This window comes from Sulfuriferula thiophila (genome assembly GCF_003864975.1).
Lineage (GTDB): Bacteria > Pseudomonadota > Gammaproteobacteria > Burkholderiales > Sulfuriferulaceae > Sulfuriferula > Sulfuriferula thiophila.
Map to the genome: position 1 here is coordinate 179,469 of NZ_BHGL01000006.1, position 14,161 is coordinate 193,629.

At 53.2% G+C, this 14,161-nt stretch carries 13 protein-coding genes; 8 read left to right on the forward strand and 5 right to left on the reverse strand.

Going from position 1 to position 14,161, the window contains the following annotated elements; all coding sequences use genetic code 11:
• Positions 1-111: 111 nt before the first annotated feature.
• Positions 112-1,053: a bestrophin family protein gene (locus EJE49_RS03300; RefSeq protein WP_124948974.1), complete on the reverse strand. Its 942-nt coding sequence runs from the start codon at positions 1,051-1,053 to the stop codon at positions 112-114.
• A 167-nt stretch (positions 1,054-1,220) separates the two neighbouring features.
• On the opposite strand from EJE49_RS03300, the gene EJE49_RS03305 reads away from it, so the two are divergent.
• A complete protein-coding gene (locus tag EJE49_RS03305) occupies positions 1,221-2,669 on the forward strand; it encodes an SEL1-like repeat protein (RefSeq protein WP_124948975.1) in 1,449 nt (482 codons plus the stop codon).
• 30 nt (positions 2,670-2,699) lie between these two features.
• Here the strand turns inward: EJE49_RS03305 and EJE49_RS03310 are convergent, their stop codons facing one another.
• The 3 genes from EJE49_RS03310 to EJE49_RS03320 are packed head-to-tail and all read right to left on the reverse strand — an operon-like array spanning position 2,700 to position 6,915.
• Positions 2,700-4,007 (reverse strand): replication-associated recombination protein A, encoded by a 1,308-nt coding sequence (locus EJE49_RS03310; RefSeq protein ID WP_124948976.1) that lies wholly within the window; start codon positions 4,005-4,007, stop codon positions 2,700-2,702.
• Positions 4,004-4,621, reverse strand: coding sequence for an outer membrane lipoprotein periplasmic chaperone LolA (lolA, locus tag EJE49_RS03315; RefSeq protein ID WP_124948977.1), 618 nt, complete (start codon positions 4,619-4,621; stop codon positions 4,004-4,006). Before lolA ends, EJE49_RS03310 begins: the two co-directional genes overlap by 4 nt.
• Positions 4,622-4,635: 14 nt before the next feature.
• Complete coding sequence (locus EJE49_RS03320) at positions 4,636-6,915, reverse strand: DNA translocase FtsK (protein ID WP_124948978.1); 2,280 nt, start codon at positions 6,913-6,915, stop codon at positions 4,636-4,638.
• A gap of 160 nt (positions 6,916-7,075) precedes the next feature.
• On the opposite strand from EJE49_RS03320, the gene trxB reads away from it, so the two are divergent.
• From trxB to EJE49_RS03350, 6 genes are read left to right on the forward strand one after another with little or no spacing between them, the layout of a single operon-like run.
• Positions 7,076-8,032, forward strand: a complete 957-nt coding sequence (trxB, locus tag EJE49_RS03325; RefSeq protein ID WP_124949255.1) for a thioredoxin-disulfide reductase — start codon at positions 7,076-7,078, stop codon at positions 8,030-8,032.
• 6 nt (positions 8,033-8,038) lie between these two features.
• Complete coding sequence (locus EJE49_RS03330) at positions 8,039-8,596, forward strand: Smr/MutS family protein (protein ID WP_124948979.1); 558 nt, start codon at positions 8,039-8,041, stop codon at positions 8,594-8,596.
• Between the two features lie 12 nt (positions 8,597-8,608).
• The gene (locus tag EJE49_RS03335) at positions 8,609-9,055 is read left to right on the forward strand and encodes a peroxiredoxin (protein WP_124948980.1); all 447 of its coding nucleotides are present in this window, start codon (positions 8,609-8,611) and stop codon (positions 9,053-9,055) included.
• 9 nt (positions 9,056-9,064) lie between these two features.
• Positions 9,065-10,465 (forward strand): PhoH family protein, encoded by a 1,401-nt coding sequence (locus tag EJE49_RS03340; protein ID WP_124948981.1) that lies wholly within the window; start codon positions 9,065-9,067, stop codon positions 10,463-10,465.
• Positions 10,462-10,911, forward strand: a complete 450-nt coding sequence (locus tag EJE49_RS03345) for a ribonuclease domain-containing protein (RefSeq protein ID WP_223246727.1) — start codon at positions 10,462-10,464, stop codon at positions 10,909-10,911. The genes EJE49_RS03340 and EJE49_RS03345 overlap by 4 nt, the downstream gene beginning before the upstream one ends.
• Complete coding sequence (locus tag EJE49_RS03350; RefSeq protein ID WP_124948982.1) at positions 10,908-11,174, forward strand: barstar family protein; 267 nt, start codon at positions 10,908-10,910, stop codon at positions 11,172-11,174. Before EJE49_RS03345 ends, EJE49_RS03350 begins: the two co-directional genes overlap by 4 nt.
• Positions 11,175-11,319: 145 nt before the next feature.
• Here EJE49_RS03350 and EJE49_RS03355 read toward each other — a convergent pair whose 3' ends face one another.
• Positions 11,320-12,588 (reverse strand): NAD(P)/FAD-dependent oxidoreductase, encoded by a 1,269-nt coding sequence (locus EJE49_RS03355; protein WP_124948983.1) that lies wholly within the window; start codon positions 12,586-12,588, stop codon positions 11,320-11,322.
• Between the two features lie 190 nt (positions 12,589-12,778).
• Between EJE49_RS03355 and EJE49_RS03360 the strand changes: the two genes are divergently transcribed.
• Positions 12,779-14,146, forward strand: coding sequence for a sigma-54 interaction domain-containing protein (locus EJE49_RS03360; RefSeq protein WP_223246728.1), 1,368 nt, complete (start codon positions 12,779-12,781; stop codon positions 14,144-14,146).
• Positions 14,147-14,161: the final 15 nt, after the last annotated feature.

The window sequence follows — 14,161 nt, forward strand, 5'->3', positions numbered from 1 at the left end:
TGCTCGCACAGGCTGCAAACGGGTGCTTAGAAAGGTTCAGTATAGTATGTAAATCGCATGAATTGGAATTCGCTGGCGCGAGACGTGCCGCGCTGAATATGTTAAGCGGATTTACATCAAACTGAAGTTGACCGGTTTCAGCGCTTCAAGTTTGTGTTCTTCACCCAGCGCTTCGCGCAGATTGATTTCTATGGATCGGCAGATTGCGCTCAACGCCAGGTCATTGGGTGAGGTACCGAACGGTTCTTCGATTTCATCACCGAGTGCATCCAGACCAAAAAAGGTATAGGCGACGATACCGACGACAAAGGGCGTCATGAAGCCTATGGTATCGACCAGGCCGAAAGGCAGCAAAAAACAGTACAGATAAGCAGTGCGATGCAGCATCAGGGTATAAGAAAAGGGGATGGGCGTGCTCTTGATGCGCTCGCAGGCAGCTGCGGCCGAAGTCAGTTCGGACATGGTCGTATCCATGGATGCCGCCAGGCAGCCGTCGATGCGTTGCTCATTCATGCACAGCCGCAAGTCATTACCCATCTGGTGCATCAGGTAATCCGGCATGTTGGTGGTGTTGTCGAGTTGCCGCCATTCGTGTTGCGTGAGCAATGGTTGCAGCTCGCTGCGGGCATCGCTATTGCGTAACAGATGGCGTAGCGCATGGCTGAAGGCAATGGTGCGGTAAACCATCCGGATGCGTACATCGTCCAGTCCAGCGCCCGGCTTGAGTGGCTCTGCGTAGCTGATTAGGCTCAGGCATTGACGCGTGAAGTTGCGGCTGTGCAGAACAATTTCGCCCCACAGTTTGCGACCCTCCCAGTAACGGTCGTAGGCGGCAGTATTGCGAAAGCCAAGGAATATGGCCAACGGCAGGCCGATCAGGGTAAAAGGAATAGCGGTCAGGGTAATTTTCAGGCGGAACAGGTCGCCGTGATTCAGAGTCACCAGCGTGGCCAGAATGAAGTTGACTGCCAGCACTTTCCAGATTTGCTGAAGAATCGAACCGCGGAGTACTAAAAATAAACGTAATCCTGATGGCCTGCCGCGAACTATCATAAATCGACCTTGTATGCGTGTGATGAGGATACGGGTATTACAGTTGAACAGTTTACCGTTTTGGGTGAGCTATGTTATGGTTTTTTGGCATGAGCACTATACTTTGCGAAAGCGTCATGGTTTTCGATCTGCTTTCAGTGAATAAAATTAAATAAAGGGGGAGGTGCATGAGAAACTGGATCGTGGTATGGGCGCTGTTTTTTTCAGCTTCAGTTTGGGCGGTTGTTTTGCCGATCCCGGATGCACTGGAAGTACAGGCGCTGGCGGCGAAACAGGATGCCAGGATGTTGCAGGGTTATTTGCAACGCTATCAGAGCGAGTATGAAGCCAATCAGGACGCTGAGCGGCCATTGCTACAGACTTACAGAGCATTAAGGGAGCAGACGGATACGTCACTCGATGCTTTTTATGATCGCTGGGTAGCGCAGTTTCCACAAAGCTATGAGGCGCGGGTGGCGCAAGCGAACTATGTGTGGGGACGTGCGGCGTTGATTGCGCATCCAAAGGCAATTTCCGGTGGGGTGCAATCAGATTATGCATGGCAGCAGTACTGGAGCTTTTTGGATAAGGCGCGTCAGGATCTTGAAACAGCACTAACCTTGAGCCAGCACCCGCTGGCGGCACAACGCACATTAATCAGTATCTGCAGCGAGCAGGGTGATGAACAATGTGTAATACACGTTTATCAGCAAGCTGTGGCTAAGACGCCGCGCAGCCTGGCGCTGAGGCGAGGCTATCTTGCGACAACCAATAACCGCGAGGTATGGGCGCGGGAGATTGCCGCAGCGGAAAAAGCAGGTGTAAGCGCTGATGCTATCAAGGTGCTGAAGGCAGAGCAGCAGTTGAATGACAGTGGGGAAATCAGGCAGGCCGACGGGGGTACTGAAGTTGCAATCTATCGAAGTATTGTCGGCATGGTGCAGGACCCATGGCTGGATGAGCGTGCTGCGCATATGTTCATGCGTCGTAAGAATTATGCCGATGCGCTACCGCTTTATAATCGCGCGCTGGTTGCCAATCCGAATTTAACCGATGCGCTTTACTGGCGTGGTCAGGCTTATTATGCCGTAGGTGATTTTCAGGCAGCGCATGCCGATACTATGCGTGCCGCCTTGATCGGAAATCCGCAGGCTAACCGTGCATTGATTGATGCTTATATCCGGGGTGAGAATGGTCTGCCCAAGGATTTTGTCGCAGCAACGCGCTGGTGTTCTCTGGCTGCGCAGAATGACCAAAGTTATGGTGCATTTTGTCTGGGTGATTTATATGCTAACGGGTACGCGGGGTACCCACGGGATCCTGCCAAAAGTCTGTTCTGGTTAAAGCGTGCTGCTGAGTTAGGTCATCAAACTGCGCAACATGATCTTGGCGTTATTTTTTTCAAAGGGCTTGATGGTCAGCCTGTTAACCGTGAGGCTGGTATTTACTGGTTGAAACTGTCTGCAGAGGGTGGTTTTGAATATGCCAGAAACAAACTCAGGATGTATTTGAGCAGTTGGGAGTATTTTAAGGAAATCAGCTGGCCCGCCTACCGTGATGCGTTTACTCGAGGCGATTATAATTTCAGAACAATTTTGGGTTTGTTAGTCGAGATAGTGAAAGCAGGGATAAGTTAGTTATCTGTGCTATCCGTGGTGATAGAGCGCTTATTTTTTCCGGGCTTTCCGGTCCAGCGCACGCAAATGTTCAAGCTTGTCGGCAATTTTGCTTTCCAGTCCGCGGGGTACGGGCTGATACCAGTCCGGTTCGGTCATGTCATCCGGCAGGTAAGTCTCGCCGGCGGCATAGGCTTCCGGTTCATCATGGGCGTAACGGTAGGCATGGCCGTAGCCCAGTTCTTTCATCAGCTTGGTGGGGGCATTGCGCAAATGCACTGGCACCGGGCTGGATTTGTCCTGTTTGACGAAGGCCATGGCCTGATTAAATGCGTTGTAGCCAGCGTTGCTCTTGGCGGCCACTGCCAGGTAAATGACGGCCTGCCCCAGTGCCAGTTCGCCTTCCGGCGAGCCTAATCGTTCATAAGTTGTTGCCGCATCATTGGCAATTTGCATCGCGCGTGGGTCGGCCAGGCCGATATCCTCCCAGGCCATGCGGACGATGCGTCTGGCCAGGTATTTAGGGTCAGCACCGCCATCCAGCATACGGCATAGCCAGTACAGCGCACCATCGGGATTGGAGCCGCGTACTGATTTATGCAATGCGGAAATCTGGTCGTAGAACTGGTCGCCGCCTTTGTCGAAGCGGCGCGAATTGAGGGTCAGCGCCTGATCAATGAACGCTGCCTCGATGTGGGTGATGCCGCTGATCTGTGCTGCGGTCTGGGTTTGCTCGATCAGATTCAGCAGGCGACGCGCATCGCCATCGGCATAGCCGATCAGGGTGTCGATCGCGGCGTCGGCCAGGTCCAGCGCTATGACTTTGGCGGCGCGAATCACCAGTTCGCGTAATTCAGTGGCGCTGAGTGCTTGCAGAACATACACCTGAGCACGTGACAACAGCGCGCTGTTGACTTCAAAGCTGGGGTTCTCGGTGGTGGCGCCGATCAGGGTGACCAGACCGGATTCAACAAAGGGCAATAGCGCATCCTGTTGCGCCTTGTTAAAACGATGAATTTCGTCGACGAACAGCAGGGTGTGACGGCCATGCTGTTGCAGGGTCTGTTCGGCCTGCTCCATGGCGGCGCGGATATCTTTGACTCCGGCAAATACGGCAGATAGTGCTATAAAAGTGCAGTCGAAGGCATCAGCCGTGAGACGCGCCAGCGTGGTTTTACCGACACCCGGCGGACCCCATAAAATCATCGAATGGGGCTTGCCGGAGGCAAAGGCGAGGCGTAATGGTTTGCCGCTGCCGAGCAGGTGGCTCTGGCCGATAACTTCGTCTATGCTGCGCGGCCGCAGGCGTTCTGCCAGCGGCGCGTGGTCTGTGGTTTTATGAAATAAATCGCTGCTCACTTGCCGTCGGAAATGACATCTACCCCGGCTGGCGGGGTGAATTTAAAGGTGCTGGCTGGGAGCTTGGGGTTGCGTTCCAGATGGCTTAATTTGAGTACGGTAGTGAGGCCGAAATTATCGCGTATCTTCATTTCTGCCAGGGTGCGCTGGTTAAAGCCCATCAGGATCTGATTGAAGCTGCCTTCTTTGTCTTTGGGCGTGGCGGTGAGCCAGGTCAGGCCATCATGGCTGCCGGCATCTGCCAGTACATAGAATTTCTCGATCTCATTGTCGCCAGCCAGCAGTGCCGCCGGGCTGCTGCCCAGTGCCTGACCAAGCTGCTTAATGGTGACCTGCTCAAGGTCGACGTCGTACAGGTAGATTTTGCTGCCATCACCAACGATGATTTGTTCGTATGGTTTCTGGTAAGACCAGCGGAATTTGCCCGGGCGCGAGAACGCCATGGTGCCGCTGGTTTGCTGTTTGGTGACGCCGCTCTTGTCGAGTACGGTTTGGGTGAAGCTGGCTTGAGCGGTCTTGGTGTCAGCGATAAAGGCTTTGAGCGCATCAATGCCATTGGCCGAGACGCTGGCGCTATAGAGCAAAATTGCAGCAAGCAGACTGAGTTTTTTCATGATTGGATACCGGGTTATTCGCGATTCTGGCCGATGACTTCTCGGTTGCCATTGCTTTGCATAGGGCTGACCAAACCAGCGTTTTCCATGGTTTCGATGAGGCGTGCGGCGCGATTGTAACCGATGCGCAAATGGCGCTGCACGGCGGAAATAGAAGGGCGGCGCGTGCGTAATACCAGTGCCACCGCTTCGTCGTAGAGTGGATCGGATTCGGCATCGCCGCCGCCAGACTCTCCAGTTGCTTCGTTGTCTTCCGGGGTGTCGAGGATGCCTTCGACATAGTTAGGTTCACCCATCTGTTTCAGGTAATCGACCACTTTATGCACTTCGTGATCGGCGACAAAGGCGCCGTGTACCCGCTGCGGATAGCCGGTGCCGGGCGGCAGGTAAAGCATGTCGCCCTGTCCAAGCAGGGCTTCCGCACCCATTTGATCAAGGATGGTACGTGAGTCGATTTTGCTGGAGACCTGGAAGGCGACTCGCGTCGGCACGTTGGCCTTGATCAGGCCGGTAATGACGTCGACCGACGGGCGCTGGGTGGCGAGGATGAGGTGGACACCGGCGGCACGGGCTTTCTGCGCCAGGCGTGCAATCAGTTGTTCCACCGATTTGCCGACCACCATCATCAGGTCAGCCAGTTCGTCGATCACCACCACGATCAGCGGCAGATCGTCCAGTGGCTCGGGGTTGTCCGGGGTCAGGCTGAACGGGTGGGTGAGCGGCTTGCCGGCTTTACGTGCTTCGCCGAGTTTCTGGTTGTAGCCGGCCAGATTGCGCACGCCGAGTGCGGACATCAGCTTGTAGCGGCGTTCCATCTCGGCCACACACCAGTTGAGCGCAGCAGCGGCCTGGCGCATGTCAGTCACCACCGGCGCGAGCAGGTGCGGGATGCCGTCGTAAATCGACAGTTCCAGCATTTTCGGGTCGACCAGGATGAGCCGAACCTGTTTGGCGTCGGCTTTGTACAGCAGGCTGAGGATCATCGCGTTGATGGCCACGGATTTACCCGAGCCGGTAGTGCCCGCCACCAGTACGTGCGGCATCTTGGCGAGATCGGCGACCACCGGGTTGCCGGCGATGTCCTTGCCCATGGCCATGGTCAGCGGGCTGTTCATGTCGTGATAGATCTTGGCTTCGAGGATTTCCGACAAGCGCACGATTTCGCGTTTGGGGTTAGGTATCTCCAGCGCCATCGTAGTCTTGCCGGGGATAGTTTCGACGACACGGATGCTCACCACTGACAGCGCACGGGCAAGGTCTTTGGCCAGATTGAGAATCTGGCTGCCTTTCACGCCAGAAGCCGGTTCGATTTCATAGCGGGTGATGACCGGGCCGGGCAGGGCGGCAACCACGCGCGCCTGCACGTTGAATTCACCCAGCTTGCGTTCGATCAGGCGAGAAGTGAACTCCAGCGTGTCGGCGGTGAGGCTCTCCACCGGCGGGCTGGCAGGATCAAGCAGGTGTAACGGTGGCAGTGGCGAATCGGGCATTTCCGCAAACAGCGGCGCCTGTTTCTCGATTTCCACGCGTTCCGATTTGATAATGATGGGTGACGGTGTTTCGATGATGACAGGTTCCTGGTGCTCCATGCGCTGTTTCTGCACTTGCACGACTTCCTTGCGCTGGCGCGTAGCCGTGGCACCAGCGCGCTTGATACGCCAGTTTTCCCCGATCTGAATTAAGCGCAGCCAGCCGCGTTCGATTGCCGCACCCGTGGTTTCAGCTACGCTCATCCAGGAGATGCCGCTAAACAGGCTCCAGCCGACAGCGATCATCACCAGTAAGGCCAGTGTGCCGCCGGTAAAACCGAGTAGCTGCGTCGTAGCATCACCGCTCAGCGCGCCGATAATGCCGCCTGCCTGTTCAGGGAAGTGTTTGCCCAGACTGTGCAGTCGTGCAGACTCCAGTCCGCTGCTGGCAAGGATGAGTAACACAAAACCGGCTGCGCGTATCAGAGTGGCACGCCGGTCAATTTCTTCTTCACGCTCTAACCGGTGGTAACCGCGCCAGGTATTGAAGCCTGCCAGAACCACCAGCCAGCCACTTGAAAAACCGAATAATGCCAACAATATATCTGCTATGTACGCGCCGAATGCGCCGCCCAGATTATGGATGGCGGCTTTGCTGCTATGCGACCAGCCGGGGTCGCCCGGTGTATAAGTGAGTAGAATCAATGCTAAACCGAGCGCAATCAAAGCGCTGAGTAGCCAACTGGTTTCACGCAGTAATCCACTTACCCTGGGAGGCAAGGGTTTGCGTGGTGATGTGGCAGAACGGCGACGTGGAGTAAACATAGTTATGTTAGGGAAGCACTGGTTTAATCATACAATCCATGTTTGATTAAATCAGTGCTTCCTTAGTGTCATCGAAGTTAAAATTATAACGTGAACCTTGTTAAAGGGTGATTGAATCCTGTTAGAATTTCTACATTAACTTATATTGGAGTGCATGAATATGTCTGAAACCAAACATTCACGGTTATTGATTCTAGGTTCGGGTCCTGCCGGTTATGCTGCAGCGGTGTATGCAGCACGGGCAAACCTGAACCCGGTCTTAATTACCGGTATGGCACAAGGCGGTCAGCTGATGACGACTACCGAGGTAGATAACTGGCCAGCGGATGTGGATGGGGTACAAGGTCCGGAATTGATGGAGCGTTTTGAAAAACATGCGCGACGTTTCAATACCGAGATCATTTTCGATCATATTCATACGGCCAAACTGACCGAAAAACCGATGACTTTAATTGGTGATCAGGGTACGTACACGTGTGATGCACTGATTATTGCTACCGGTGCTTCGGCAATGTATCTGGGCCTGGAATCCGAACAGGAATTCATGGGTAAAGGTGTGTCGGGCTGTGCAACGTGTGATGGTTTCTTCTATCGCAATCAGGATGTGGCCGTAATTGGTGGTGGCAATACCGCGGTGGAAGAGGCGCTGTATCTGTCTAATATCGCACGTCATGTCACCGTGGTGCATCGCCGTGATAAATTCAAATCAGAGAAGATACTGGCTGACCGCCTGATGGAAAAAGTGGCCGAAGGCAAGATCAGCCTGGAATTGAATTGTGAATTGAATGAAGTGCTGGGTGATAAAACCGGCGTAACCGGCATGCGTGTTAAATCAGTTGTTGATGGCAGCACCAAGGATATCGCCCTGACTGGCGTGTTCATTGCGATCGGGCATAAACCCAATACCGATTTGTTCACCGGGCAAATCGACATGGAGGGCGGTTATATCGTTACTCATGGCGGCCATAAGGGCAATGCGACGGCAACCAATATTCCTGGCGTGTTCGCAGCTGGCGATGTGCAGGATCATATTTACCGACAGGCGATTACCAGTGCTGGCACCGGTTGTATGGCGGCGCTGGATGCAGATCGCTATTTAGAAAGTCTGGTGAAGTAAAGCGTTATGGCAGGTAACCGCCTACCTGCTCCCCTCAGCCCTGACGACCTCGCGCTATTTCAAGCCGCCGTCAGGGATGCCCGGCCTATTGCCGCACATGGGCGTATCGAACCCGCACCCATCGCAACAGATCCCATTCCCAAAAGCTTATTACGTGACGAACAGCAAGTGCTGGCTGACAGCCTGTCCGATTACATCGGCTGGGATGATGGACAGGAAACCGGCGAAGAGCTAGTGTTCATTCGTACGGGTTTACGTCGCGATACCTTGCGCAAACTGCGTCGTGGACACTGGGTATTGCAGGCCGAGCTCGATCTGCATGGCCTGGTCAGTGTGGAAGCACGGCAGGCAGTGGCGGCTTTTCTGGCGCAGTGCGGCAAGCGCGGCTTGCGCTGTGTGCGTATTATTCATGGCAAGGGGCTGGGCTCTAAAAACAAGGAACCGATTCTGCGTACCAAAGTAAAGCATTGGCTGATGCAGAGGGATGAAGTTTTGGCATTTTGTCAGGCGCGCGCCGTAGATGGTGGCAGCGGTGCGGTCGTGGTGTTATTGAAATCAAGTTAATCAGGAGAAAATATGCAAATTGATGATTTAGAGTTGCCGGCAACCGGGAACAAAACATTCAAATCGAGTGATATGCGTGGCAAAAAATTGGTGGTGTATTTTTACCCCAAGGACGATACCCCGGGATGCACGGTAGAAGGCTCGGATTTTCGTGATTTATATGCCGAATTTCAGCAGTTGGGCTGCGAGATTGTAGGGATTTCGCGCGATAGCGTCAGTTCGCACGAGAAGTTCAAAACCAAGCTGGATCTGCCGTTTGATTTGCTGGCGGATGAAGAAGAAAAGGCATGCAATTTGTTTGCTGTCATGAAATTAAAGAATATGTATGGTAATGAAGTACGTGGCATTGATCGTAGTACGTTTTTGTTTGATGAAACCGGAAAGCTGATACATGAGTGGCGTAGTGTGAAATCAACTGGTCATGCTCAGGCTGTTCTGGATACCCTTAAAGCCCTTTAGGAGAATTAAATGCCTCGTAAAACCCCGGCGGTGATTAAGCTGTTTGTGTTGGATACCAATGTGCTAATGCACGATCCAACCAGTCTGTTTCGGTTTGAAGAGCATGATGTGTTTTTGCCAATGGCAACCCTGGAAGAGCTGGATCAACACAAGATAGGCATGACCGAAGTGGCGCGCAATGCGCGTCAGGCCAGTCGATTCCTGGATGAAATTGTGTCGGGGTGCGAAGCCGGGATAGAAAGTGGTATTTCGCTACAGAGTAAAAGTCGCAAGGGCGCAACGGGGCGCCTGTTTCTGCAAACGCGGGCAATTCAGGGTGCATTACCGGCCAGTTTGCCTACCAGTAAGGTCGATAACCAGATCCTCGGCGTACTGCTGAGTCTGCGTCAGGAGCAACCTGGTCGTCCGGTGATACTGGTGTCGAAAGACATCAATATGCGCATCAAGGCACGTGCTTTGGGTCTTGCTGCCGAGGATTATTTTAACGATAAGGTACTGGAAGACACCGACCTGCTGTATGCCGGTGTGCGCGAGTTGCCAGCCGATTTCTGGGATAAGCATGGTAAGGGCATGGAATCCTGGCAAGTGGACGGGCGTACCTGGTATCGCGTTAAAGGGCCGCTGGTTTCCTCAATGCTGATCAATGAATTCGTCTATCAGGAAAGCGCGACACCGTTTTATGCGATTGTGCGTTCGGTCGATGGCAAAGTTGCCGAGCTGCAAACCATCAAGGATTACACGCACCAGAAAAACAATGTGTGGGGCATTGCCGCACGCAACCGTGAGCAGAATTTTGCACTGAATGTGCTGATGGATCCGGAAATTGATTTTGTCACGTTACTGGGTCAGGCGGGTACCGGCAAAACCTTGCTGACGCTGGCAGCTGGATTGATGCAGACGCTGGAGCATAAACGCTATTCCGAGATCATCATGACCCGGGTGACCGTGCCGGTGGGTGAAGATATCGGCTTCCTGCCGGGAACTGAGGAAGAGAAAATGAGCCCGTGGATGGGTGCGCTGGAAGATAACCTCGATGTGCTGAACAAGACCGATGAGGCGGCTGGCGATTGGGGTCGTGCGGCGACGCAGGACCTGATCCGTACCCGCATCAAGGTGAAATCGTTGAACTTCATGCGTGGCCGGACGTTCCTGAATAAATATCTGATTATCGACGAAGCGCAGAACCTGACGCCGAAGCAGATGAAAACGCTGATTACCCGTGCCGGTCCTGGTACCAAGGTGGTGTGTCTGGGTAATATCTCGCAGATCGATACCCCATATCTGACCGAAGGCAGCTCCGGTCTGACTTATGTGGTTGACCGGTTCAAGGGCTGGCCGCACGGCGGGCATATTACGCTGGCACGCGGTGAGCGTTCGCGCCTGGCGGATTATGCCGGAGAAACGCTGTGAAACTGTGGGCTGGGCTGGGGTTGGCGGCTGCGCTGATGAGTTCCATGGCGCAGGCCGCGCCTTGTCGCGATGAAGTTCACCGGGTAAATTCCACATTGCATCCTATAATAGATGAAGTGGAGCTGACCGCTATCCTCAATACCTTAAATGCGACCCATAATCAGAGCTTGCCCGACAAGTTTGTCACCAAACGTGCAGCGGCAGCCGCCGGTTGGCGGCGTGGCCATGATTTATGGGATGCGCCTTTGCTGAGAGGCAAAAGCATAGGGGGGGATCGTTTTGGTAATCGTGAACGGCAGTTACCGGCCGGGCAGTGGCACGAAGCGGATCTGGATTACAAAGGCGGTCACCGTGGTGCAAAACGCTTGATTTACTCTGAACAGGGGCGACGTTTTGTCACGGTTGATCATTATCAAACTTATACGGAGATACCTGCTTGCCGATGAAAACATGCCATTTAAAAAACCTGACCAGCATCAAAAACTTTTACGAGCAAATCGCCTTTGCCTTTGAGTTCCCGGCACATTTTGGCCGCAATATGGATGCGTTGTGGGATACGTTGACTGATGTTGAAGGCCCGTTGGAGTTGATTTGGGAGCAGCCCGGTGTCAGCCGTGATGCACTCGGTGAAGATTACTGGCTGCTGCTGGAAATTCTGGCAGATGCTGTTGCCGAGCGCGATGATTTTACCCTGACGCTGCGTGGATAAAACGTTCTGAAAACCGCGAAAAAAACGCCTGTTAGCCAGCACAAGACTAACAGGCGTTCATAAAAAGGTACAAACATGGCTGTTTGTACTCGTACCCAGCAGTTGGCCATCTTTTTGGGGTGGTTGCCTGCTGATGTTCTGCGCGCTACTTCAATTTTTTGATGCCTAGCGCACTCAATACATACTTCTCGTAAATCGGTTCGGTCGTGCCTTTTTTCATTTTACGAATGAAATATTTCTCAAAAGCGATCTTGGCCAGATGCACCCATTTTCCCTCTTTGAACCAGTTGACGTTGCGTGGCGGTATTTGCGGCAATGCCACAAAAGCTGCACCGGTGTCGCCAAAATCAGCAAGACAGATCGCATTCCAGGTGGCTTTTTCTGTAGGCTCTTTGCCATCCAGCGCATTGCGGATGTTGTGCGCTGTGGCGGTAACCATGCTCTCTATCATGTAACCTGTTTTCGGTGTGCCGGTGGGGACGGGCGTGACTTCTACGGGCGGAATGGCGACGCACACGCCGACTGAATAGATGTTCTGATATTTTGGATTGCGCTGATACGCATCGGCGATGATGAAGCCGCGCGGATTGGTGAGGCCTTCTATGCCGAATACCGCATCGATACCCTTGAAGGCCGGCAGCATCATGGAATAGGCAAATGGCAGTTCATGTTCTTTTTTGACGCTGCCATCGTCATTGTGCTCGGTAACGAACATTTTTCCGGCTTCCACCTTGCTGACTTTGGCGTTGCAAATCCATTTGATATGACGTTCACGCATGCTGGATTCGAGCATGCCTTTAGAATCGCCGACACCGCCCAGGCCCAGATGGCCGATATACGGTTCTGCGGTGACAAACGTCATCGGTACTTTGTCGCGGATCTTGCGTTTGCGCAAATCGGTTTCCATGATGAATGCATATTCGTAGGCTGGGCCGTAGCAGGATGCGCCTTGTACGGCACCCACGACGATGGGGCCGGGCGCCGCACAGAAATCATCCCATTCATTCGCGGATATTTCCGCATGATCAATACTGCAAATGGAATGGGTATGGCCCTGAGGGCCTAATCCGGGCACTTCGTCAAAAGCGAGTTTTGGACCGGTGGCGATGACTATATAGTCATAATTAATGATCTGGCCATCTACCAGCTCAATCTGGTTGGTGTCTGGTTGCAAGCGCTTGGCACCACGAGCGATAAAATGGATGCCTTTCTTTTCCAGATAGGGTGCTATCGGGAACGTGACTTCTTCACGGGCGCGCCATTTGACACCTACCCATGGATTGGATGGTGTGAACTGGAAAGTGTCGGTATTGGAAATGACGGTGACGGTATCTTCCGGGCGAGCCAGTTCCTTCATTTCGTAAGCCATTGGCATGCCGCCTATGCCTGCGCCTAAAATAACGATATGTGCCATGGTGTTGTCCTTGAGTTAACGATTAATTCAGTGAGCTATGAATAGCAGATATTGTGCCAGAATTTATCTCTATGTTTATTATGGATAATTTTAATTTCCATGATGGGTGTGAAAATTTGTCATGACACAATGGCTGGTTTTGCATTAATGTTAAAGCTGATGTCATGACATGTTGTCAGGGGTGTGAAAATTGAAACCTAAACTTGGTCCGGAATTAACTTCACTGCTGGAAGTGCATGCGCACCCGTTTGTGATGATTGATGCGAATTATCAGATTGTCGGTGCAAACCAGGCCTATTGCGATAACTATGGTATTGCGCGGGAGCAGGTGGTCGGCCAGCGTTGCCATGAGGTGTCACATCGTTCGGCAGTGCCTTGCCATCAGAATGGCGAAGACTGCCCGCATCAGGCGGTGTTTAGTAGCGGCAATGCACATGAGGTGATTCATACCCACTTTGACCGTCATCACCGCCCCGAGTATGCGCGGATTAAGGGTTATCCCATATTTGATCAGGTCGGGGTGCGCTATCTGGGAGAGGCGGTGTTGCCAATTGCCAGCCCGGATGAGCTGGACTGCGATGAAATGCGCATGGTTGGCAGCTCGCCGGCATTCCTGCATTGCGTGGAAATGCTGTCGATGACCGCGCAATCCGAAGCCTCAGTGCTGTTGCTGGGGGAAAGCGGTGTGGGCAAGGAGCTGGCTGCTCAGTATCTGCATAAGCGCTCCAGTCGGCGGGATAAGCCGTTCGTGGCGATCAATTGTGCGGCGATTACCGAGACGATGTTCGAGGATGAGCTATTTGGCCATGAGCGCGGCGCGTTTACCGGCTGCATAGGCCGCAAGCAGGGTTTGTTTGAAATGGCTGACGGCGGTACCTTGTTTCTGGATGAGGCGGGAGAGATTCCGCTGACGATGCAGGCAAAGTTACTCCGTGTGCTGGAAACTGGCGAATTCCGGCGTATGGGCGGTACGGAAACCTTGCAGGCCGATGTGCGTATCATTGCCGCGACGAATCGTAATCTGCTGGAAATGGCTGAATCCGGATTTTATCGGCTGGATCTGTATTATCGGATTGCCGGCATTGATTTGCGGCTGCCAAGTTTGCGCGAACGTCGCAGTGACATACCCGCACTTGCCGAGACGATGTTGAAGCGGATTACCCGCGCAGGTGTGCCGCGGTGCAAATTGACCGATGATGCTGTCGCCAAATTAATGCAGTATGATTTTCCTGGCAATGTGCGTGAGTTAAGGAATATTCTGCTGAAAGCGGTGGCGATAAGTCACCATAGTATTATCAGCGCCGAGCAAATCGTGTTGGGGAGTGCCGCAGCGCAGCCCCGGCCAGCAATGGTCGAAGCTGTGACGGTAAGTGAACTGCCGCAAGCTAATTCAGATCTGCATCAAGTTGTGTCCGGTGTGCCGATAGCGGAGCTGGAGGCTAAATATATTGCGGACTTGCTACGGATTCATCATGGGCATAGGCGCAATGTCGCTGATATACTTGGGATGAGCGAGCGAACTTTATATCGAAAATTAAAGTTATATGGTTTGTCATAACAATGCGGCACATTT